This is a genomic window from Lentzea sp. NPDC055074 (genome assembly GCF_053608005.1).
On the sequence record NZ_JBSGUQ010000011.1, the window covers coordinates 141,349 to 162,674 of the forward strand.

Here is a 21,326-nt window from a genome sequence, read left to right on the forward strand (position 1 = left end):
CCAGCACGGCGACGGAAAGCGCTTTCCAACGCGGCGGAACTCGGACGCTACCCAGCTAATAAGGTGGTTACAACCCTCAGTCGTGTCCTGTCACGGTTCCCAGCAGCTCGCGGATGCGCGCGGTCGCCGAGGCGAACTCCGGACGGGCCATCGTCGCGGAGTAGTCCCTGGTGCCCGGCAGGTCGACCTCGATGACCTCGTGCACCACCGCGGGACGGCGCGTCAGCACGATCACCCGGTTGGCCAGGTACACCGACTCCGCGATCGAGTGCGTCACCAGCAGCACCGTCGTGCCGGTCTCCCGCCACACCCGGTGCAGCTCCACGTTCATCTGCTCGCGCGTCAACGCGTCCAGCGCGCCGAACGGTTCGTCCATCAGCAACACCCGCGGCTGGTGCAGCAACGCACGGCACAACGCCACGCGCTGCTGCATGCCTCCGGACAGCTCGTGCGGCAGGGCGTTCTCGAACCCGGCGAGTCCCGTCATCTCGATGAGCTCGTCGGCGCGCTTGCCCGCCTGAGCCGAGCTCATCCCGCGCATCTCGGCCTGCAGCAGGATGTTCCGGCGCGCCGACCGCCATTCGAGCAGAGCGGCCCGCTGGAACACGAACCCGATGTCGTGCCGCGGCCCGCTCACCGGCTCGCCGAGCAGCGTCACCGAGCCCGACGACGGCGAGAGCAGGCCCGACACCAGCTTCAGCAACGTCGACTTGCCGCAGCCCGAAGGGCCGACGATGGACACGAACTCGCCCGGTGCGACGTCGAGCGAGACCTGCTGGATCGCCGTCACCTCCGCGCGCTTCGACTGGAAGCGCACGGACACGTCGTCGATCGAGACCGCGGGAGTCGTCAAGGTGCCGGTCATCCCTTGGGTGCCACGCTTTCTTCCCAGTAAGCCGAAGGCTCGGAGGCTTCCTTGATGATGCCGGTCTTCTGGAAGGTCTCGATGGTCTTCTTCCAGTCCTCCACGGAGTTCACGCCCGGCGCCTTGCCCTTGGTGGCGTCGGTGTGCAGCAACGTCAGCGTCGTCTTGAACTGCTCCAGCACCACGGTCGGCGACGGCAGCTGCTCGGCGGCGCCCTTCATCGACTCGGCCGCGGCCTCCGGTGCCTTCTCGGCCTCGGCCCACGCCTCCTGGGTCGCCGTGACCATCTTCTTCACGAGCTCCGGGTCCTTCTGCAGCATGGACTTCGACGTCAGCAGCCCGTTGCTGAAGTAGTTGAGCCCGAACTCCGAGAACCGCAGGTAGCTCACGTCCTTGCCGGACTTCTCCTTGATCGTCGGCCCCTGGTCGGACGCGAAGCCCAGCAGCACGTCGGTGCGGTTGGAGATGACCGCGGCCATCTTGCCCGCCGGGTCGATGTTCTGGATGGAGACGTCGGACTCCTGCATGCCGTTCTGCTTCAGGAAGGCCGGGAACGTCTTCGTCAGCGCGTCACCCGCCGTCGTCGCGACCGACCTGCCCTTCAGGTCCTCGGGCTTCTTGATGTTCTTGTCGCTGAAGAACTGCACGGACGCCGGGGTGGTCTGCAGGAACACGCCGATGCTCTTGGCCGGCACGCCCTGCTCCACGGCCGTGGCGAGCGCGGACGTGTCGGCCCAGCCGAAGTCGGTCTGGCCCGCGCCGGTCGCCGTGACGGTCTTGCCGGAGCCCTGGCCCGCCTGGATCTTCAGGTTGATGCCGTGCTTGGAGTAGATGCCCTGCTTGACCCCGTAGTAGAACGGCGCGTGCTCGCCGTACGGGTACCAGTTGAGGGTCAGCGTGACGTCCTGGGCCTCACCGCCGGACCCGGAGGTCGTGCCACCGCCTCCACCGCAGGCGGCGACCACCAGCAACGCGGGGAGTAGACCTGCGAGCAGCTTCTTCATGATCCGCCTTTCGCGAGAAGGGTTGTGACGGCGGCGCCGCGCCGGCTGGCGTGCCACGGCAGCATCAGCTTTTCGGCGAGGTCGAGCAGGAGGAAGAGCAGGACGCCGACCAGCGATATGACGATCAGGCCGGCGAACAGCATCGGGGTGTCCATGTTGCCGTTGGCCTGCAGGATCACGTACCCGAGGCCTTCGTTGGAGCCGACGAACTCACCGACCACGGCACCGGTGACGGCGAGCGTGACGGCGACCTTCAGGCCCGCGAACAGGTGGGGCAGCGCGGCCGGGAAGCGGATCTTCACGAACGTCTTGACCGGGCCTCCGCCCATCGTGGCGGCGAGCTCGAGCATCTCGGTGTCGACGGACTTCAGGCCGGTGACGGTGGAGATCACCACGGGGAAGAACGCCATCAGCACGGCCACGATCACCTTGGGCTCGAAGCCGAACCCGAGCCACACCACGAACAGCGGCGCGATGGCGATCTTCGGGATGACCTGCGCGAACAGCAGGATCGGGTAGGCGGTGCTCTCGATCGTCCGCGAGTAGACCATCGCGACGGCGACGAGGACGCCGAGCAGGCCCGCGATGACGAACCCGAGGATCGTCTCGTAGGTGGTCACCCAGGTGTGGCCCCACAGGTACGACCACTTGTCCACCAGCAGGCCGAAGGTCTTGGCCGGCGACGGCACGAGGTAGGCCTCGACCAGTCCGGTGACGGTGACAAGGTGCCAGATCGCGAGGCAGGCGGCGAGCAGCGCGGCCGGACGCCACGTCCGCTCCACGACACCTCGCCAGCGGTCCGTCTGAAGCTTGTCCACGAAGCTCCCTCGGGTTCGGGAAAGCGCTTTCCAGGTACGCTATGTCCGGTCCACTGAACGGTCAAGACGGAGGTTCGATGAAGCTGGACCTGACGATCGACCGCGTGGACGTGTACGCCGTCGCGCTGCCCACGCTCCGCTCGTTCGGGGTGGCGGGCGGAAGTGTTGCCACCAAAGGCCGTCCGAGCATCCGCGTTCTCACGAAGATCAGCGCGGACGGCGTCTGCGGCTGGGGCGAGGCGACCCCGATCCCGGCTTGGACGTACGAGACGACTGAATCGATTTTCACGACTATTGGCAATTATCTGGCCCCCGCGGTCGTCGGCCGGCCGGTCTGGCAGCTCGACGGGATCAGCCGGATCTTCGACCGCACGATCAACCGCGGCTTCTCGATCGGCGCGCCACTGGCCAAGTGCGCGGTGGACGTGGCGCTGCACGACCTCGTCGGCCGGGCGCTCGGGATCCCGCTCGGCGCGCTGTGGGGGCAGCGCAGGCACGAGGAGGTCGAGCTGGCGTGGATCGTCTCCGGCCACACGCCTTCGGAGGTGGCGGAGTGCGTCGCGGAAGGCGTCGAGAACGGCTACCGGTCGTTCAAGGTGAAGATCGGCCTGCACGACGAACGCACCGACCTCGACGTCGTCCGGTCCGTCCGCGAGGCCGCGCCGGACGCGCCGCTGTGGGTCGACGCGAACCAGGCCTACGCGGTCGACGAGGCGATCAGGATCGCGGGCAGGCTGCAGGAGCTCGACGTGTTCGCGTTCGAACAACCGCTGCCCGCCAACGACGTCGCCGGCCAGCGCCGGTTGCGCGCCGCCTCTCCCCTGCCGGTCGCGCTGGACGAGAGCCTCCGGCACCCCAGCGACCTCGCCACGTTCGTCAAGCTGGACGCCGTCGACGTGGCGGTGGCGAAGGTGCAGCGCTCCGGCGGGCTCACGTTGTCCCGCCGCCTGTGCCAGCTCGCGGAGGACTGCGGTGTGCGTCTGCTGGGCTCCGGGCTCACCGACTCCGACATCGGGCTCGCGGCCTCGTTGCACCTGTTCGCGGCGCACGGGATCGCCGGCCCCGCCGACCTCAACGGCCGCCAGTTCGTCTCGTCGCCCTACGCGTCCGGCATCACGGTGAAGGACGGCGTGGCGCAGGTGCCGTCCGGCCCGGGGCTCGGCGTGGAGGTGGACGAGAAGGTCGTTCAGGAGCTCGCGGTCGAGCTGTAGGTGTTGCCCGCGTGGTCACGGCCCCGCGCGAGGTAGATCCTGTGGCTGCCGGCCTTCAGGAACCGCACGGTCGTCGGCATGTACCGCATCGTGTAGCCGCAGCGGCGCAGGGTGCTTCGGTTCGGCGGACTGCCGTGCACCAGCATCGCCGAGTGCACACTGCACGCCCCGCGCTCCAGCTCCACGTCGACGGCCCGGGACTCGTCGACCGCCGTCTCCTGGTTGAAGAACGAGTCGGCGGTGCCGGTGTGCTCGGCGGCGGCGAGGTGGCTGCCGGGGATCACCCGCAGGCAGCCGTTCTCGACCGTCGACGGGTCGATCGCCAGCCAGACCGTGACCGCGTCCCCGGCGGGCTCGATGCTGTCGCGCCAGAAGTGCGCGTCCTGGTGCCACGGCACGGGTTTGCCGTCGCCCGCGGGCTTGCAGATGAAGTGCGACGAGAACAACGCGATGTCCGGGCCGATCAGCGACTCGACGAGGTCCAGCACGTCCGCGTCGAGCAGCCACTCGAACAACGCCGGGTCGGTCAGGTGCGGCACGTCCATGTGCTCGGGACGCTGCCCCTCCGGCAACGCCGCCAGCCTGGCCTCGAAGTGAGCGGCCAGCGCCTCGAACTTCGCCGGTGCGAGCACGCTGGGACGCGTCTCGTAGCCGTCGGTCTGGAACATCGGGCTCACCTCACGAGTAGGCCGGTCTCCTTGTCGTACCGCAGAACGCGTGCGGGCGGCGCGTCCACGGTCACCGTCGTGCCGACGGCGGGTTCCTCGTCCTCCGGCACGACGTAACCGATCTGGTCCTCGCCGCAGTCGAGCGTCACCAGCGACGTCACGCCGAGGTTCTCCACAATGGACACCTCGCCGGTGAACAGCCCTTCGGCCGCCGGTGACAGGTACTCCGGCCGCACGCCGATGACCTCCGAGCCGCGTGGCACGAGGTTCATGGGCGTCGAGCCGATGAAGTTGGCGACGAACGTGTCCGCGGGGCGTTGGAACACCTCGCGCGGAGTGCCGAGCTGCCGGATCCGGCCCGCGTCCATCACCGCGATCCGGTCGGCCAGTGCGAGTGCCTCGGCCTGGTCGTGCGTCACGAACACCGTCGTCAACGCCAGCTCTCGCTGCAGCTTCTTGAGGAACGTCCGCGCCTCCAGCCGCAGCCGGGCGTCCAGGTTGGACAGAGGTTCGTCCAGCAGCAGCACCTCGGCCGACGCGGCGACGGCACGGGCGAGCGCCGCCCGTTGCTGCTGGCCGCCCGAGAGCTGGCCGGGCCGCCGGTCCAGCAGCTCCCCCAGGCTCAGTCCGGCGGCGGTCGTCCGAGCCGTCTCCTGCCGCACCGGCTTCGCGGCACCCCGCACCCGCAGCGGGTAGGCGATGTTCTCCGCCACCGTCATGTGCGGGAACAGCGCGTAGTCCTGGAACACCATCGCGACCCGGCGCTCGCCCGGTTGCAGCCGCGTGACATCGCGGTCCCCGATCGCCACGGCCCCGTCGGTGGCGCCCTCCAGGCCCGCGATCGTGCGCAGCAACGTGGTCTTGCCGCACCCGGACGGGCCGAGCAGGGCGAACAGCTCGCCGTCGGCGATCTCCAGGTCCAGTGCGTCCACCGCCCGCACCCCGTTGGGGTACACGGTGGACAGACCCTCGACAGTGATACCCGCCATCAGCTCTTGATGCCTCCGTGGAATCGGAACCCGTACCGCTTGCTCACGAACAGGTACAGCACGACCACCGGGATCGAGTACAGCAGCGAGAACACCGGGATCACCGTCAGGTTGGCGCTGCCGCCCTCGTCGTAGAGGGTGCGCAGCAGCACGGCCGCCGGCTGCCGGCCGACGTCGCGCAGCAGCAGGAACGGCAGCAGGAAGTTGCCCCAGGCGTTGACGAACGCCCACACGAAGATCGTCGCGACACCGGGCCGCGCGACCGGCAGCACGACGTGGCTGAGCACCTGGCGAGGCGAGGCACCGAACACGCGCGCCGACTCCTCGTACGAACGTGGCACGGCGTCCATGAAGTCCTTGAGGATGAAGATGGCCGCGGGCAGCATGCCGCCCGCGATCACCAGCGCCGTGCCGAACTGCGAGTTGATCAGGCCGAGCTGCAGCATCATCACGAAGATCGGCACCATCGCGGCCGTGCCCGTGACGACGCTGGAGAGCAGCAACAGCAGGTACAGCAACAGGTCCCGGCCGGGAATCCGCACCCGCGACAGCGCGTAGGCCGCCAGAGCAGCCAGCACCGTCGTCACCACGGTCGCGACCACGCACAGCACCAGCGAGTTCACCAGTGACGTCAGCGTGTACGGGTGCTCGAACGTCGTCACGACGTTGTCCAGCGTCCAGTCCGGCCACCGCAAACCCAGGCCGGGCTTCGCGTCGAACGGCGCCGACGCGAGCCACAGCATCGGCACCGCGAAGAACGCCAGCACCACCGTGATCAGCACGTAGAAGCCGATCCGCCGCACGATCCACAGAGGACTCATGACCGCCTCCGCAGCAACCTCAGGTACACCAGGGCGATCGCCAGGTTGCCCACCAGCAACAGCATCGACATCGCGGACGCGTACCCGAGCTGACCGCCCTCCAGCGCCTGCCGGTAGATCAGCACGGGCAGCACCTCGGACTGGTGGTTCGGCCCGCCGGACGTCAGCAGGAACGGCGTGAAGTCGTTGGCCGTCCACAGGCTGATCAGCAGCGTGTTCGTCAGCACGTGCCCGCGGATGTGCGGGAAGACCACGTCCCGCACGGTCTGCCAGCCGGACGCGCCCATCAGCCGCGCGGTCTCGAGCTGCGACGGCGGCACCGCGGCCAGCGCCGAGGTGTAGAGCAGCATCGAGAACGCCGTGCCGCGCCAGACGTTGAAGATGATGAGGCTGGTCATCGGGTACTCCACCAGCCACGACGTCTCCGGCGACCCGAGCAGCAGCCCCAGCGTGCCCGTGTCGCGGCTGAGCACCGCGAACCACAGGAACGCCACCACCGTGCTGGGCAGGATCCACGAGAGCAGCACCAGGCCCTCGGTCGTGCGCCGCAGCCACGGGCTCACCGACCGCAGCAGCCAGGCCAGCACGAACCCGAGCACGTTCTGCCCGATCACGGCCGAGAACAGCACGAACAACGCGGTCAGCCACACCGAGTTGGTGAACAGCGGGTCGCGCACGGCCTCGACGACGTTGTCCAGCCCGACCACCTGCGGATCGGCGGCGGCGGGCCCGGTGAGCTGGTAGTTCGTGACGCCGATGTAGAGCGTCCACAGCGCGGGGAAGACCAGGAAGATCCCGATCAGCACCAGCGCCGGCGCGACGAACCCGACCGCGCGCCGGACGCCCAGCCCCGCGCTATCCAACGTTCTGCTCGCCGACCGCCTTCACCAACGCCTCTCTGTACGCCTTCGCCACCTCGTCGGGGCTCCTGCCGGACACCACGTCCGCGGTCGCCTGCTGCAGGGCCGCCGACACCTTGGGGTAGTCGGCGAGACCCGGCCTGTACCGGGTGATCGGCAGGACCTTCTCCGCGATGAACGACAGCATCGGGTCGCTCGACAGCACCTGGTCGTTGACGTCCTGGCGCTGGGTGAGCTGCGCGGTGCCCGCCAGCGACTCCCTGACGGCCTCCGCGGAGTTGAGGAACTGCATGAACTCCCAGGCCTGCCGCGGGTACCGGGTGTTGGGGTTGATCACCCGCACGCCGCCGCCGGACATGCTGACGAAGTCCTGCCCGCCGACCCCGGCCTTGGGCCGTTGCGCCGGGACGAGCGCCCACCCGACCGCCGAGTCGCGGTCGGCCATCTTGGCCACGCCGTTCTTCGGCTCCACGACCGAACGCCAGAAGTAGTCGCTCTCCAGCAGGATGCCGATCTTGTTCTCGCTGAACAGCGTGAACGACCGCTGCCGCCCGTTGGCCTCCTGCTGCAGCACGGGATCACCGAGGCCGCCGCCGTAGATCTTCTGGTACAGCCCCAGCACGTCCTTGACCTGTGCCGAGTCCCCCTGCCACTTGCCGTTGTCGTAGATCGGCCTGCCGGTGCCCGCGAGGGCGGGCAGCACGCCCTGCATCGTCGTGGCCTCGCCCATCGCGGAGCCGCCGTTGAGCTGGATCGGCGTGACCCCGGCGACGCCCTTGAGCTTCGCGCCGGCGTCGAGCACGTCCTGCCACGACTTCGGCTGCCAGTCCGCCGGCAGCCCGGCCTGCGCGAACAGCTTCTTGTTGAAGAACAGGACACGCCCGTCCGTGCCCATCGGCACGCCGTACCGCTTGCCGTCGAACTGGCCGAGTCCCTGCACCGCTTCGGGGATCTGGTTCCAGCCGTCCCAGCCCGTGTCGCCCACGACCTCGTCGAGAGGCTTGATCTGCCCGGCCTGCGCGAACTCGCCGAGCCAGATGCCGTCGATCTCGACGATGTCGCCGCCACCGCCGGTCTTGAGGTCCAGGGCCACCTTGGTCTTGAAGTCCTCGTCGCCGGTACCGTTCTGCTCGAACTCGATCGTCGCCGTGACGCCCTTGGCCTTCTGCATCTCGGTGAACCTCGGGATCACCCAGTTCTGGATCCAGTTCGCCCCGCGCGCGTTCTTCCCGCCCACCGCCGCGTTGGCGACGATCGTCAGGGTGATCTCCTTGGCGTCGGCGTTTCTCGCCTGATCACCGGTCTGGGTCTGCCCCAGACATCCCGCCACGAGCCCGCACACCGCCAGCAGTCCGAACGCCTTTGTTCGCCCCATCGGTCCAACCTGGCACTGGATCACGGCGGCCACAAGCTCTCAGCGCCCTCTCAGTGCTCGGCTGCGACGCTGACGCGCGGAGGGGGTAGATCAACCATGCAGCTACTTCTGGCGGCCGTCCTGGCCGCCTCGGCACTGACGACACCGCAGCTCACCGGCCCGTTCGCGGTCGGCACGTTCGACGCCCACCTGACCGACACCACCCGCGCGGACCCGTGGCAGCCGGCGAAGAACCGCGAGCTGATGGTGTCCGTCAGCTACCCGGCGAAACGCAACGGACAGCAGGCGCCGTGGCTCGGCCCCGGCTTCGCGACGGCGCTCGACCCGATCCTCACCAGCCCGGCCTACCTCGACATCCCCGCCGGGACCGTCGACTGGTCCGGCACGAGGAGGCAGGCCCGCGTCGACGCCCCGGCCCTACCGGGCAGGTGGCCGGTCGTGCTGTTCTCACCGGGTCTGCAGACGCCGCGCGAGTTCTACGCGGGCACGGCGGACGACCTGGCGAGCCGCGGCTACGTCGTGGTCACGGTGTCTCACACGCACGAGTCGGTGGCCGTGGAGTTCCCCGGCGACCGCATCGAGTGGGGCCTGATGCAGGACGCGAGTCAGGCGACGATGAAGAAGGCCATCGACGCGCGGGTTGCCGACATGCGGTTCGTGCTCGACGAGCTGCCGGGCCTGCACAAGGGTGCGGACGTCAGCCGGGCCGGCATCGCCGGGCATTCGTACGGCGGTTACACGGCGGCCGAGACCATGGCGAACGACCGCAGGTTCGACGCGGGCATCAACATCGACGGCGCCATGGAGCACACCGGCGAGGACGGGCCGTACGCGCCCGGCAAGGCGGTCGTCGAAGGCTTGGACCGGCCGTTCCTGCTGTTCGGCGGCGACCGCGGCGAACGCGAGCTGAGCCACGTCGACACGAGCCTGACCAGGTCGTGGGCCGACTTCTGGCCGCACCAGCGCGGGTGGAAGCGGGACGTGCACCTCGACGACGGCGCGCACCTCGGGTTCAGCGACCTGCAGTGGTCGGTGCCGCAGATCGGCGCCATGTCGCCAGAACGGCGCGAGAGTCTCATTGGGACGATCAACTCGCGGGCCGCGCTGAAGGCCCAGCACGACTACGTCGCCGCGTTCTTCGACCTGCACCTCAGGCACAAGGGCACGAGGCTCTTCGACCGGCCGCGGCACGAAGGCATCCGTCTCGTGCGGTGATCGGCGGTATGGTCCAGACCGATGTCTGTCGAGTTCGCGGTGCTCGGTCCCCTGCAGGTCCGCGTGAACGGCAGGGACCACCGGGTCGGCGGGTTCACCCGCCGGGCGACGCTGGGTTTCCTGCTGCTCAACGCGGGCCGCGTGGTGTCGATCAGCGAGCTCACGGCGGCGGTGTGGCCTGGCGGGGACCCGCCCACGGCGCGCGGGATCCTGCTCAACGTCGTGTCGGCACTGCGCAAGGCCGGGCTCGACATCGTCACCCGCAAGCCCGGTTACCTGCTGCGCGTGGAACCGGACCGCGTCGACCTGCACCGGTTCCGCGCCGCGCTCGCCACGGCCTCGGCGGCGGAACCGGAGCAGGCCGCGGAGATCCTGCGGGAGGCGCTGGCGTGGTGGCGCGGGCCCGTGCTCGCGGACCTGGTGGCGGACGGGGTCGCGTGGCCCGCTCTCGTGGAGATCACGCACCTGCGGGACACGGCGGTCGAGGACAGGGTCGACGCCGAGCTGGCGTGCGGGCGGCATCGCGAGGTGATCGCGGAGCTCGAGGCGCTGGTGGGCGAACAGCCGTTGCGCGAACGGGTGCGGGGGCAGCTGATGCTCGCGCTCTACCGGTCCGGGCGGCAGGCCGACGCGCTCGCGGTGTTCCGCGCGGCACGGGAGCGGTTCGCCGCCGAGCTCGGCCTCGATCCCGGGCCCGAGCTGGTGCGGCTGGAACAGGCGATCCTCACCCAGGACCCGGCGCTCGACGCCACCCCGGCGCAGGCGCTGACCGTGCTGGAACGCAAGAAGGTCAGCGTTCTCGTCGTCCGGCTGGAGCTGCCCGGAGCGGACGAGGCGGCCGACGAACGGCTCGGCGCCGCGGTGGCGGAGGTGCGCCGGCACGTCGAGGACCTGGGCGGGACCACGGTCACGACGCTCGGTTCGACGGTGTGCGCGGCGTTCGGGGCGCCGGTCAACCGCGAGGACGACGCGGCACGGGCGGTGCGCGCGGCGTTCGAGATCACCGGCGCGCACCCCGCCGCGGCCGCCGTGGCCACCGGGCCCGCGCTCGTCACGTCCGGCGACCGGGTCGAGGTCGGCGGCACCGTGCTCGACGCCGGGCTGCGGTTGCTGGCCCAGGCCGGGCAAGGCGAGGTCAGGACGTGCCCGGTGACCGACCGAGCCCTCGCACCGACGGCCGACGACGCGCCGTTCGTGGGCCGCTCGGCCGAGTTGGCCGCGCTCGTCGGGGCGTACGAACAGGTCCAGGAGACGCGCCGGCCGAGGCTGGTCACGCTCGTCGGTGAGCCGGGGGCGGGCAAGAGCAGGCTCGTCCGGGAGTTCGCCACGGGCCGCCGGACGCTCGTCGGCCGCACTCCCCCGTTCGCGCGTGACGACGTCTTCGCGCCGCTGGCGGAGATCGTGCGGAGCCACGCGGGGATCCTCGGCACCGACACCGCCGGCGAGGTCACCGCGAAGATCCAGGCGATCAGCGACGACCCGTGGATGGTCACGCAGCTCTGCGCGCTCGCCGGGGTCGGGGACGGCAGCGACGTGCTGATGGCGTGGCGCAGGCTGGTCGAGCACCTGGCGGAGGAACCGCTGGTGGTGATCGTCGAGGACGTGCACTGGGCCGACGAGCTGCTGCTCGGGTTCCTGCGCGGACTCCCCGGCACGGCCGAGCACGTGCCGTTGCTGGTGGTGCTCACCTCGCGCCCACCGGCCGGGGACGGGGCGATCACCGTGCCCGCGCTGTCCGAAAAGGACACCACGCTGCTGCTCGAAGCGTTGCTGCGCAAGCACGGCGTGACGGCCGACCTGCCGGAGTTGCTGCACCGCGCCGGTGGCAACCCGCTCTTCGCCGGCGAGTACGTCCGCCTGCTGCGCGACGGCGCCCCGGACGCCCTGCCCGAGACGGTCCAGACCGTCATCGGCGCTCGCCTCGACTCCTTGCCGGCGCTGGAAAGAGCGGTGTTGCAGGACGCGGCGGTGATCGGGCCGACCGTCTGGCCGGGTGCGGTCGCGGTCGTCGCCGAACGGGACGTCGCCGAGGTCGCGCGCTGCCTTGAGGTGCTGCGGCAGCGGGACTTCCTGACCCGCCGCACGACGAGCGACGTCGCCGGCGAGATCGAGTACGCCTTCAGCCACGTGCTGGTCCGCGACGTCGCCTACGACCGGGTTCCGCGCGGCACCAAGGCGATGAAGCACTACCACGCGGCGGAATGGGTGCAGGCGCTGCCGTTGGAGCACGTTCCCCTGCTGGCACACCACTTCCAGGAAGCGGTGTGGATCGCCGAGGCGTCCGGCAGGCCGTGCGACATCATGGGCCGGGCGGCGCGAACAGCGCTCACGGACGCAGGCCGCCGTGCGACGGCGCTGGCCGCCAAGGACACCGCGATCCGGTGCTACCGCGCCGCACTGGCGGTCTGCCCGCCCGGCCACCCCGACACCGCCGCGTTGCTGACCTCGCTGGGATCGAGCCTGGCCCTCGGCGGCGAAGGGCTCGCCGAACTGGCCGAGGCCGTCGAACTCCACTTGAGCGCCAACGACTTCGCGGGTGCGGCCGCGGCCGCGAGAGCGTCCTGGCGAGCCTGCTGGCACCAGGGTGATCACGCCGCCGCCGAACGGCATCTCGACCGCACGATCGAGTTCCTCGCGCGGACCGAGCACGCGTACGGCGTGCGGGCCTACCTCGCCCACTCCCTGACGCTCGCGGACCGGCCGGCCGAGGCGATCAGCGCGGCACGGCAGGCGTTGCGGGGCGCCACCGGTGTCGAACGGGCCATCGCGCTCGAAGCCCTGGGCCTCGCGAGGGTCGACCAGGGCGACCCCGAGGGCATCGGCGACGTGCGGCGAGCCGTGCGGGAACGCAGGAAGGCCGGGATCTCCGCGGGCCTGTGCCTGTTCAACATGAGCACGGCCTACACCGTTCTCGGCGACACGAGGGCACGACTGGCGGTACGGGCCGAGGCGCGGGCGGCCGCCCGGCGGCACGGCGACCAGGACACGATCGCCTGGCTCGACTCGACCCGGTACCTGGAGCTGTTCTGGGACGGCCGCCACGCCGAGGCGCTGGAGAACCTGACCGAGTCGATCGCCCGCACCCCGGGCCAGTCCCACCTGCACGCCTTCCGCGGCCGCGTCCGGCTGCTGACCGGCGACCTCCCCGGCGCCATCGAGGACGCGGCCCTCGGTGGCGGCACCGGTGACGCACTGGTTCTCGAGGCCTCGATCGCACTGCACCAGGGCGAACCGGTCGTGGTCGACGGCCTGCTCCCCTGCGGCCAGGTCACCGGGACGGCCGGCGCGACCCTGCCGATCGTCCTCGCCGCCGCCGGGTACGGCCCCGAGTGCCTCGCCGACGCGCCCTGGTCGCGCTGGAAGGACGCCGCCGTCGCCTACCTCGGCGGCGACGTGGACGAGGCTCGCCGGATCTACCGGGAGATCGGCTCGAAGCCCGACGATGAGTCGCTGGTTATCGACCGCCCCTAGCGTCCGGACCGTGATCCCCCGCTACTACCAGGCGAAGGCCCGGCTGCTCGACCTGCTGGGCGACCTGCCCGGCAACAGCACCTTCCCGCCGGAGCGCGAGCTCTCGGACGTGTTCGGCATGTCCCGCACCACGATCCGCAAGGCGCTGGAAGAGCTCGTGCTGGAGGGCAGGCTGGTGCGCGGGACCGGCCGTCAGGGCACTTTCGTCGCACCACGCGGGAAGGTCCAGCGGATCAGCCTCGACGCACTCGTGCGAGACCTCGTCCCCCGCGAACGCACCACCGTCCGGGTCGTCAAGGACCTGGTCAACGTCGAGTCGGTCCTCGTCCGCGGCGACGAACCGGTCGGCGTGCGCTCGGCGTACCTGCGCGCCGACCGGTTCCCGGACTTCGCCGAGCGCTACGACGACACCCCGTTGCGGAGGTTCCTCGCGGACACCTACGACCTCCGGTGCGGCGACGCGGACCCGTGGTGCACCACCGCTCGCGCGACCCCGCGGGTCGCCGGGCTGCTCGCCGTCCGGCCCGCCACCCCGGTGCTGTCGGTCTCGTGGCTCGGCACGGACCTCCGCGGGGTGGCGGTCGAACGGTCGTGGGTCGTGCTGCGCGGCGATCGCGCGCAGCTCGGGCTCAGCGCACCTGCTCGGCCTTGAACTGCATCCGCGGTTCCGCGTAGAACTCCTGGGCCTGCACCAGCCGCAGCTCGCGCTCCCCGGAGCGGTAGGTCAGGTCGATCAGGTCGAAGACGCTCGACGCGGTGCGCTCCAGCGCCAGCGCCGCGTCCTTCGTCTGCACGTAGTGGGCGGTGAACAGCGCGGCCGTCACGTCGCCGGACCCGTTCGCCTTGAACGGCAGGTGCGGCGTGCTCACGAGCCACGACCCGGCGGTGTCGACGACGAGCATCTCGATCGTGCCCTCGTCCCGGTCCGGCCGCTCGACGCTCGTGACCAGCACGGTCGACGGACCCATCTCGCGGGCGAGGTCGGCCGAGGCGAGGGTGGACTCGACGCTCGCGGGCTCGGTGCCGGTCAGGAAACCCAGCTCGAACTGGTTCGGGGTGATGATGTCGGCCACCGGCACGACCCGGTCGCGCAGCAGCACGGGGATCTCGGGCGCGACGAAGCAGCCGGACTTGGCGTTGCCCATGACCGGGTCGCACGCGTAGAGCGCCGCCGGGTTCGCGGCCTTCACCCGGCTCACCGCGTCGATGATCACGTCGGCGATGCCCACGCCGCCCTGGTACCCGGACAGCACGGCGTCGACCTGCGGGAAGACCCCGCGTTCCTCCACCCCGAGCAGGATCTCCGCGACGTCCGGCGGCGGGATCAGCGGGCCCCGCCAGGCGCCGTACCCGGTGTGGTTGGAGAAGTTCACCGTGGGGATGGGGACGACCTCGACCCCGATGCGCTGCAGCGGGAACACGGCGGCGGAGTTGCCGACGTGGCCGTGGGCGACGACGGACTGGATGGACAGAACCTTCATTCTCCCAGCCTAGAACGCCCGCCGGAGCGTCGCCGAGGACCCGTCGCGATGCCCCGGCGAGATCAAATAGTGTGACTGAGTGGCCGACCGACGATCAGTCCTGAAAACCCTCGCCCTGCTCCCGCTCGCCGGGTGCGCCACACAGCCCGTCACGCAGGCTCCCCAGACGACAATGACGACGACCACCACCACCAGCGCCGCCCCCGTGCGGCACGACGCGTTGGTGGAGCTGGAGAAGAAGTTCGACGCAAGGCTGGGCGTCTACGCGATGAGCGACAACGGCGGCACGATCGAGCACCGGGCGGACGAGCGGTTCGCGTTCTGCTCGACTTTCAAGGGTCTCGCCGCAGCGGCCGTGCTGCACGGCAACCCGCTGTCCCACCTGGACACCGTCGTCACGTACACCGAGGCCGAGCTCATGAAGAGCTCGACCATCACCAGGCAGAACGTCCGCAGCGGCATGACGTTGCGCGACCTGTGCGACGCCGCCGTCCGCCACAGCGACGGCACGGCGGGCAACCTGCTGCTGCGTGACGCCGGCGGCCCGGCCGGGCTGACGAGCTTCCTGCGCGGGCTCGGCGACACCGAGACGCGGATGGACCGGATCGAGCCCGACATCACCTCGGCCACGCCCGGCGACCCGCGCGACACCGCCACCCCGCGCTCGCTCGGCACGGACTACCGGCGGATCGTGCTCGGCGACGCCCTCGACCCGGCGAAGCGCGACTTCCTGCGGGACCTGCTCGAACGCTCGGTGACCGGGGCGAAGCGCGTCCGGGCGGGCGTGCCGCATGGCAGCAGGGTCGCGAGCAAGACCGGCACCGGCGGGTACGGCACGGTCAACGACATCGCCGTCGTGTGGCCGCCGGGCCGTGAGCCGCTCCTGGTCGCGATCATGTCGAGCAAGGCGTCCGCGGACGCGAAGTACGACGAGGCACTGATCGCCGAAGCCGCGGCCTACGTCGTGAAGACCCTCACCTGACGGACGACACGTCCGCCCACACGGTCTTGGAATCCGGGAACCGGTTGTGGCCCCACACCTGCGCCAGGCCGTTGACCAGCAGCAGACCCCGCTGGCGCCGCCCGAGGAACCCCATCCGCCCGAGTTGCGGGAACCGGCCGGGAGTCCCGTCGTCGACCTCGACCCGCACCACCTCGCGCTCGGGAAGGCGCAGAACACGGGCGCGTCGCGCCGGCGCGGCATGGTGGTACGCGTTGCTCACGAGCTCAGTGGCGACGACCATCACGTCGACCACGACGTTCTCGTGCATCCCTCTCAGGAGACGGCGCACCTCCGCACGCACCTCGGCGAGCGGCAGAACCCCCTCCGGTAGGACGAGGTCCAGTCGTTCGCTGGACCGTCCTGCAATACCCATCAGCATCTCCCCGCGCCCTGCTTTTTCAAGGCACAAGCCCTCGTACCCCGGGACGCGTAAATCGAAACCCACCGAACTTGCGGTCATGACGTTCTCGGCAGATCGGCCCAGACCACGGTGCCACCGTGAGCCCTATCTACACCCCAGCGGTCGGACAGCCGGGCCACCAGGACCAGGCCGTAGCCGCGCTGCGGACGGGACACCTTGCGCAATGGCGGGTGGGCCTGGGCGTCGTGCGCGATCTCGACGCGGATGCGCTGCACCTCCACGACGACGCGCAGGAACGACGGCTCCGACGTGTACCTGTACGCGTTGCTGACCAGCTCGTTCACCACCAGCAACACGTCGGCCACCGCGTCGGTGTCCTCGCCCATCAGCTCCAGCCGCACCCAGCGCCGGACGGCCGCGAGACTCGGCCTTTGCCTGCCCAGGGGCAGATCAGCCGCCTCGCCCGTCCTCGCTGCCTGGTCGCGCGCCAAACCGCTCCTCGGTCAGATGATCAGTTCGGGCGCCGGTTACCCGAGTGCATCAGGTGCCAAACCATTCGTTCATCAACTTGAACTACCCTCACGGCTCCGCCGCAACTCCAGGGGGATCCGCGTGCCCAGATCTCTGACGCCTCTGCTGGTCGCACTGCTGGTCGTGTACTCGGTGCACCAAGGACTCTCCTCGGTCTCCGCACCGGTCGTCCGCGTCCTCTCGCTCACCCCGACCCAGCTGGGGCTCGTGTTCACGATCGCCTCGGTGGTGATCACGCTGGCGGGCCCGCTCTGGGGGCTGCTGATCGACTCCGCCGGGCTGCGTCCCGTGCTGGCCGTCGGGCTCGGCCTGTGCGTGGCCGGGACCGCCGGGTTCGCCGCCGCCGTGACGTTCGGACTCGACGAGACGCTGACGTCCGACGTGGCCTTCGCGTTCGTGCTGGTGTTCCGCAGCGCGCTGTTCTCCGCGGGACTCGCGGCGGTGCTCGTCGCCACGCTCGCCGTCGCGGGCCTCTCGACCCACGGCGAGATCGCGCGCGCCCGTGCCGTCGGTTTCGTCGGTGCGACCCAGGGACTCGGCGCCGTGGCCGGTCCGATCGTCGGTGGCGCGCTCGCGGTCGCGTCCCTGTCGTTGCCGCTGTACGTCGCTCCCGTGGCCACGTTGCTGCTCGCGGTGCTGGTCTTCGCCACCCTCGCCCCTCCCGCCGGGGAGCCCGCGCCCCCGGTGCGGGTCCGGCCGCTGGAGCTGCTGCCCGCGTTCGGTGCCGGGTTCTTCCTGCACCTGTCGATCGCGATGGCGCAGGTCGTCATCGTGCACCTGGCCGCGGACCGGCTCGGCTCCGGCTCGATCGAGGGGCTGCTGCTCGCCTCCGGCCTCGGGCTCCTCCTGGCCCAGGGCCTGTTCGTGCCGTTGCTGAAGTGGTCTCCCTCGCGGCTGTTGAGGACCGGCGCACCGGTCGCGGCGGCCGGGTACGCGCTTCTCGCGCTCGCGCCGTCGGCGGCGCTGGTCACGCTGGCCCTCCTGGTGGCGTCGGTGGGCGTGGGTCTCGCGGTCACCGGGTTCGCCGCCGCGGCCTCGCTCGGGGCCGGGCCGGAGCGCCAGGGTCTGATGGCGGGGCTCGTCACGGCCACGAGCGGACTCACGTTCCTCGGCGGGCCGCTGCTGAGCGCGCTGCTCTTCGAGGTGCAGCCGCTGCTGCCGGTGCTCGCCGCCGCGCTGGCCGCCGGGATCGCGGCCGCGCTGGCGTTCCTCTCGCCCGCGGCGGCACCGCAGTTCGAGGGCGGTCCCGGTCCGAACTGAGGCTCCCGGACTGATCGACTCAGCCGTTACGCTGCGCACGTGACCCGTTACCTGACGGCGCTCGTGCTGGCGCTGCTCGCCGCGACGGCCGCGGTCGTCCCCGCGCAGGCCCACGCCGAGCTCAAGAGCAGCAACCCGGCGACCGGCGCGGCCCTGGACGCCCCTCTGAAGAACGTCGAGCTGGTGTTCAGCGCGGCGATCCAGCTGCCGGACGGCGACGCGGTCACCGTCACGGGGGCGGACGGCACCAAGCTGCCGGTCACCCAGGTGCACGCGCTCGACAACACGATCACCGCGACGGTCGACGCGGCCGCGGCCAAGTCCGGCGCGCACACGATCGCCTGGGCCGCCAAGTCCGACGACGGCGACACCATCACCGGCACGATCGCGTTCACGATGACCGTCGTGGCGCAGACGACGTCGGCGAGCGCGCCCGCGCCGGCCACCTCGGCCGCACCGGTGTCGAACGCTCCCCCGTCGACCGCGCCGGAGGAGTCCGGGGGCGTGCCGATCTGGGTGTGGATCGTGATCGGGCTAGCGCTCGTCGTCGGCGCGATCCTGCTCGTCGGGCGCCGGAACAAGACCGAGAGCCCCTAGCCGTTTGCGCAGCAGGGCGCGTTCGGCCGGGTGTTCCGCCCGGTCGAACGCGGCCTGCAGCGCCGCTCTCGGGTCCTCGCCCAGACGTTGCAGCAGATCCGCGCGCACGGCGTGGAAGAGGTGGTAGCGGTCGAGGTCGAGCGCATCGACCTCTCTCAGAGCCGCGGCCGGGCCTCGGGTCTCGGCGAGCGCGACGGCGCGGTGCAGCGCCACGACCGGGCTCGGTGTGATCGCCAGCAGCTGGTCGTAGAGGGCGACGACCTGGTGCCAGTCGGTCGGCGGGTCGCTGTGCACGGCGTTGATCGCGGCCTGGAGCTGGTACGGGCCCGGCCGGTTCCAGCGCAGGCAGCGGCGGACGAGGTCCTGGCCCTCGCGCACGAGGTCCGCGTTCCACAACGCCCTGTCCTGGTCTTGGAGCAGCACGATCTCGCCGTCGCGCAGCCGTGCGTCCCGGCGTGACGCGACGAGCAGCATCAACGCCAGCAGCCCCCACACCTCGGGTTCGTCCGGCATGAGGTCCGCGAGCACCCGGCCGAGCCGGATCGCCTCCTCCGCCGGTTCCGCGCGGTCGAGGTACCCCTCGTTGAAGATCAGGTAGACGACGGCGAGCACGGCCTTCAACCGGTCGGGCAGGTCGGCGTCGCGCGGCACCCGGTACGGGACGCGGGCCGCGCGGATCTTGCCCTTCGCCCGCACGATCCGTTGCGCCATCGTGGTCTCCGGCACCAGGAACGCGGTGGCGATCTCCGCCGTCGTCAGGCCGCCGAGGAGTTTCAGCGTCAGCGCCACCTGAGCCGGCAGCGCCAGCGAGGGGTGGCAGCAGGTGAAGATCAGCCTCAGCCGGTCGTCGGCCACGTCCCCCACCTCCTGCTCTTCCGGTTCGTGCTGGAGCAGCTTGGCCTGGGCGTGCTTCTCCTGACCCTTGGCGTCGCGGCGGAGCCGGTCGATCGCGCGGTTGCGGGCGGTCGTGATGATCCAGCCCGCGGGCGCGGGAGGGACGCCGTCGACCGGCCACCGCAGCACGGCCGTGGCGAAGGCGTCCTGCACCGCCTCCTCGGCGAGGTCGATGTCGCCGAGGACGCGGGTCAGGACGGACACCGCGCGGCCGTACTCCGCACGGAAGATCTCCTCGATCATCAGAACGCGATCGGCCTGACCTCGATCGACAACGGGCTGAGCACGCCCGCGAGCCGGCGGCCCCACTCGAGGGCCTCGTCGAGGTCGGCGGCCTGGATGACCGTGAACCCGCCGATGTGCTCCTTGCCCTCGGTGAACGGCCCGTCGGTCATCAGCACGTCGTCGCCCTTCGCCCTCAGCACGGTCGCGGTCGACGGCGGGTGCAGACCGACGGCGAACACCCACGCGCCCTTGGCCTGCATCTCCTCGTTCAACGCGGCCAGGTTCGCCATGATCGGGTCGAGCACCTCGGGTGGCGGAACCTCACCGTCGGGCTGGTAGATGCTGAGCAGGTACTGCTGCGTCATGGTGGTCTCCTTTCACCCTTCGTACGAACGGGAGAGAGCCGTTTCGACAACCATGGCGACATGATCCCGTTGATTCTTCCGCTCGACGACTCGCGAGCGGTGCTGGGCGCGGCCGGGGGCAAGGGCGCGTCGCTCGGGCGGCTCGTCCGGGCGGGTCTGCCGTCACCTACCGCGAGCACAACGGGATCGTCTCGGCCGACGGTGCGCGCCGTTGCCGTTCATCGCGCCGACCGCGAACTCGTTGGCAGTGCTGTGCATCGTCTCGTCACGCATGGTGCCGAACGGAAAGTCCCCGTCGAACGCCGTCAACGGCGCCAGGGCGATCGGCCCGGTGCGGCCCGCGTCCGTGAACTCGTCGTTCGCGGAGTTGATGCTGTTCGTGATGTCGGCGTCCGCCGCCGAGTGGTGGGGTCACCGCACCGAGGTCAGTTGTGCGCGAGCACGCCCTGCATCGAGACGAGCTGACGGCGCATGCGTTCCCGCACCAGGTCGATCACCTCGGTGACCGTGCGCCCCTCCGCGTACGCCTGCACCTCGACCCATTTGAGGTCGAGCCGGGCGTGCGCGTGGATCACGGACTTGTCCGAGGTCAGGTTGACCCACGCGAAGTCGACGCGGTCCGGCGCGTAGCGGTCCAGCGAGCCGATCCGCGCGGACGCGTAGTCCCTGGCCTGCTCGGGGATGGCGTCCGCGAGCGAGACCTGGATGTAGTCCATCGAAACCTGCCTCCTCGACGCCACGCGACAGCGCCCGCGGCCTCGTCGACCCTACGGATCCGGCCGCGTCGCCGAACCAGGCCTTGGTCCCGACCGCGCAGGGACTTTCTGCCGAGGCTCAGGTCTTTGGCACCAAAGAAGAAACGCGTTGGTCGAGCTGCTCCTCGGTGGGCGAGCCGGTGAGCAGTTCGACCGAGCCGTCGGTGCCCACGAACGCGAACGTCGGCTGCGCGGTGACGCCGAACCGCTTCCACACCGAGCCGTCCAGATCCGCTAGATGCGGGAAGCTGCCCATCTTGTGGTCGCTGACGAACTTCTTCATCGCGTCGAGCTGGTCCTCGGCCGCGACGCCGACGAACTGGACCTTGTCGTGGCGCTTGGCCATCCGCTCGACCGTCTCCGCCTCGGCGTTGCAGGACGGGCACCAGGGCGTCCAGAACCAGAGCACGGCGGGCTGGCCGACGAGCTTGTCGCCGCGGAACTCCGCGCCGTCCAGGGTCTTGGCGGTGAACTGGAACTTCTCCGGTGGCGGCGTCTTCTCCGCACAACCGGCGAGCAGCAGGATCCCTAGCAGCAGTCCGAGGATGCGCATTCGG

General features: G+C 70.6%; 22 protein-coding genes. 7 read left to right on the forward strand and 15 right to left on the reverse strand.

All coding sequences use genetic code 11. The features are described from left to right. Positions 1-76: 76 nt before the first annotated feature. From ACWF7A_RS24885 to ACWF7A_RS24895, 3 genes are read right to left on the reverse strand one after another with little or no spacing between them, the layout of a single operon-like run. Positions 77-865 (reverse strand): ABC transporter ATP-binding protein, encoded by a 789-nt coding sequence (locus ACWF7A_RS24885; protein WP_452252882.1) that lies wholly within the window; start codon positions 863-865, stop codon positions 77-79. After that, complete coding sequence (locus tag ACWF7A_RS24890) at positions 862-1,869, reverse strand: ABC transporter substrate-binding protein (RefSeq protein ID WP_452252883.1); 1,008 nt, start codon at positions 1,867-1,869, stop codon at positions 862-864. The genes ACWF7A_RS24885 and ACWF7A_RS24890 overlap by 4 nt, the downstream gene beginning before the upstream one ends. Next, the gene (locus ACWF7A_RS24895) at positions 1,866-2,687 is read right to left on the reverse strand and encodes an ABC transporter permease (protein ID WP_452252884.1); all 822 of its coding nucleotides are present in this window, start codon (positions 2,685-2,687) and stop codon (positions 1,866-1,868) included. The genes ACWF7A_RS24890 and ACWF7A_RS24895 overlap by 4 nt, the downstream gene beginning before the upstream one ends. Positions 2,688-2,764: 77 nt before the next feature. Between ACWF7A_RS24895 and ACWF7A_RS24900 the strand changes: the two genes are divergently transcribed. After that, positions 2,765-3,898, forward strand: coding sequence for a mandelate racemase/muconate lactonizing enzyme family protein (locus tag ACWF7A_RS24900; RefSeq protein WP_452252885.1), 1,134 nt, complete (start codon positions 2,765-2,767; stop codon positions 3,896-3,898). Here the strand turns inward: ACWF7A_RS24900 and ACWF7A_RS24905 are convergent. The 5 genes from ACWF7A_RS24905 to ACWF7A_RS24925 are packed head-to-tail and all read right to left on the reverse strand — an operon-like array spanning position 3,874 to position 8,611. Further along, positions 3,874-4,566 carry a phytanoyl-CoA dioxygenase family protein gene (locus ACWF7A_RS24905; RefSeq protein WP_452252886.1) on the reverse strand — a complete coding sequence of 231 codons (693 nt, stop codon included), beginning with the start codon at positions 4,564-4,566 and terminating at the stop codon, positions 3,874-3,876. The genes ACWF7A_RS24900 and ACWF7A_RS24905 overlap by 25 nt on opposite strands. Before the next feature lie 5 nt (positions 4,567-4,571). Then, positions 4,572-5,555, reverse strand: coding sequence for an ABC transporter ATP-binding protein (locus ACWF7A_RS24910; RefSeq protein ID WP_452252887.1), 984 nt, complete (start codon positions 5,553-5,555; stop codon positions 4,572-4,574). Further along, positions 5,555-6,376: an ABC transporter permease subunit gene (locus ACWF7A_RS24915; RefSeq protein WP_452252888.1), complete on the reverse strand. Its 822-nt coding sequence runs from the start codon at positions 6,374-6,376 to the stop codon at positions 5,555-5,557. The genes ACWF7A_RS24910 and ACWF7A_RS24915 overlap by 1 nt, the downstream gene beginning before the upstream one ends. Beyond that, a complete protein-coding gene (locus ACWF7A_RS24920) occupies positions 6,373-7,239 on the reverse strand; it encodes a carbohydrate ABC transporter permease (protein WP_452252889.1) in 867 nt (288 codons plus the stop codon). Before ACWF7A_RS24920 ends, ACWF7A_RS24915 begins: the two co-directional genes overlap by 4 nt. Then, positions 7,232-8,611 (reverse strand): extracellular solute-binding protein, encoded by a 1,380-nt coding sequence (locus ACWF7A_RS24925; protein WP_452252890.1) that lies wholly within the window; start codon positions 8,609-8,611, stop codon positions 7,232-7,234. Before ACWF7A_RS24925 ends, ACWF7A_RS24920 begins: the two co-directional genes overlap by 8 nt. A gap of 96 nt (positions 8,612-8,707) precedes the next feature. Here ACWF7A_RS24925 and ACWF7A_RS24930 point away from each other — a divergent pair, with 96 nt between their 5' ends. The 3 genes from ACWF7A_RS24930 to ACWF7A_RS24940 are packed head-to-tail and all read left to right on the forward strand — an operon-like array spanning position 8,708 to position 13,949. After that, the gene (locus tag ACWF7A_RS24930) at positions 8,708-9,826 is read left to right on the forward strand and encodes an alpha/beta hydrolase family protein (RefSeq protein ID WP_452252891.1); all 1,119 of its coding nucleotides are present in this window, start codon (positions 8,708-8,710) and stop codon (positions 9,824-9,826) included. Between the two features lie 21 nt (positions 9,827-9,847). After that, the gene (locus ACWF7A_RS24935; protein ID WP_452252892.1) at positions 9,848-13,297 is read left to right on the forward strand and encodes a BTAD domain-containing putative transcriptional regulator; all 3,450 of its coding nucleotides are present in this window, start codon (positions 9,848-9,850) and stop codon (positions 13,295-13,297) included. Between the two features lie 10 nt (positions 13,298-13,307). Then, positions 13,308-13,949: a GntR family transcriptional regulator gene (locus tag ACWF7A_RS24940; RefSeq protein ID WP_452252893.1), complete on the forward strand. Its 642-nt coding sequence runs from the start codon at positions 13,308-13,310 to the stop codon at positions 13,947-13,949. Here the strand turns inward: ACWF7A_RS24940 and pdxY are convergent. Further along, a complete protein-coding gene (gene pdxY / locus ACWF7A_RS24945) occupies positions 13,927-14,778 on the reverse strand; it encodes a pyridoxal kinase PdxY (RefSeq protein ID WP_452252894.1) in 852 nt (283 codons plus the stop codon). The genes ACWF7A_RS24940 and pdxY overlap by 23 nt on opposite strands. Before the next feature lie 79 nt (positions 14,779-14,857). Between pdxY and bla the strand changes: the two genes are divergently transcribed. Continuing rightward, entirely contained in the window at positions 14,858-15,760 is a 903-nt protein-coding gene (bla, locus tag ACWF7A_RS24950) for a class A beta-lactamase (protein WP_452252895.1), read from the forward strand. Here bla and ACWF7A_RS24955 read toward each other — a convergent pair. Together ACWF7A_RS24955 and ACWF7A_RS24960 are read right to left on the reverse strand one after the other, a co-directional pair. Continuing rightward, entirely contained in the window at positions 15,753-16,154 is a 402-nt protein-coding gene (locus tag ACWF7A_RS24955; RefSeq protein ID WP_452252896.1) for an ATP-binding protein, read from the reverse strand. The two genes, bla and ACWF7A_RS24955, sit on opposite strands and share 8 nt — an antisense overlap. An 83-nt stretch (positions 16,155-16,237) precedes the next feature. Then, the gene (locus ACWF7A_RS24960; protein ID WP_452252897.1) at positions 16,238-16,633 is read right to left on the reverse strand and encodes an ATP-binding protein; all 396 of its coding nucleotides are present in this window, start codon (positions 16,631-16,633) and stop codon (positions 16,238-16,240) included. A 121-nt stretch (positions 16,634-16,754) separates the two neighbouring features. Here ACWF7A_RS24960 and ACWF7A_RS24965 point away from each other — a divergent pair, with 121 nt between their 5' ends. Next, a complete protein-coding gene (locus ACWF7A_RS24965) occupies positions 16,755-17,933 on the forward strand; it encodes an MFS transporter (RefSeq protein ID WP_452252898.1) in 1,179 nt (392 codons plus the stop codon). Positions 17,934-17,972: 39 nt separating this feature from the next. Further along, the gene (locus ACWF7A_RS24970; protein WP_452252899.1) at positions 17,973-18,530 is read left to right on the forward strand and encodes a copper resistance CopC family protein; all 558 of its coding nucleotides are present in this window, start codon (positions 17,973-17,975) and stop codon (positions 18,528-18,530) included. On the opposite strand, the gene ACWF7A_RS24975 is transcribed toward ACWF7A_RS24970, so the two are convergent. The 4 genes from ACWF7A_RS24975 to ACWF7A_RS24990 form a co-directional block, all read right to left on the reverse strand. Beyond that, a complete protein-coding gene (locus tag ACWF7A_RS24975) occupies positions 18,468-19,667 on the reverse strand; it encodes an RNA polymerase sigma factor (protein WP_452252900.1) in 1,200 nt (399 codons plus the stop codon). The genes ACWF7A_RS24970 and ACWF7A_RS24975 overlap by 63 nt on opposite strands. Then, positions 19,667-20,014 (reverse strand): YciI family protein, encoded by a 348-nt coding sequence (locus tag ACWF7A_RS24980; protein WP_452252901.1) that lies wholly within the window; start codon positions 20,012-20,014, stop codon positions 19,667-19,669. The genes ACWF7A_RS24975 and ACWF7A_RS24980 overlap by 1 nt, the downstream gene beginning before the upstream one ends. A gap of 425 nt (positions 20,015-20,439) precedes the next feature. After that, positions 20,440-20,730, reverse strand: coding sequence for an HPF/RaiA family ribosome-associated protein (locus ACWF7A_RS24985; RefSeq protein WP_452252902.1), 291 nt, complete (start codon positions 20,728-20,730; stop codon positions 20,440-20,442). A 118-nt stretch (positions 20,731-20,848) separates the two neighbouring features. Then, positions 20,849-21,322 (reverse strand): redoxin domain-containing protein, encoded by a 474-nt coding sequence (locus ACWF7A_RS24990; RefSeq protein WP_452252903.1) that lies wholly within the window; start codon positions 21,320-21,322, stop codon positions 20,849-20,851. Between the last annotated feature and the right edge of the window lie 4 nt (positions 21,323-21,326).